The organism is Bacillus sp. BP-3, from assembly GCF_028401955.1.
Taxonomy (GTDB): domain Bacteria; phylum Bacillota; class Bacilli; order Bacillales; family Bacillaceae_G; genus Bacillus_A.
In genome coordinates, this window is the sequence record NZ_JAQOTJ010000009.1 from 19,110 (window position 1) to 19,413 (window position 304).

Consider the following 304-nt stretch of genomic DNA (forward strand, 5'->3'; position numbering starts at 1 on the left):
AAGAAGTGCATTCACATCAGGTTCATGTGGCTGTGATGTCAACGGATCACGGAAGAAGATCACCATATCTAAGTCATTTTTTGCAATCATTGCACCAATTTCCTGATCTCCACCAAGTGGACCAGATTGGTATCTTGTCACAGACATACCTGTCGCCTCCATAATTCGAAGACCTGTCGTTCCTGTTGCAAACAACATATGCCTTTCTAAAATAGGCTGGTATGCGTACGCAAATGAGACCATATCATTTTTCTTTTTATCATGGGCAATTAAGGCAATCTTCATCTTCATTTTTCCCCTTTAG

The 304-nt window shown here is 40.8% G+C and carries 1 protein-coding gene; it reads right to left on the reverse strand.

What is annotated here, in order from left to right; translation table 11 throughout:
- Positions 1-285, reverse strand: a 285-nt coding sequence (locus PLX19_RS15085; RefSeq protein ID WP_272189497.1) for a methylglyoxal synthase, incomplete at its 3' end; no start/stop codon positions are given.
- Positions 286-304 lie beyond the last annotated feature (19 nt).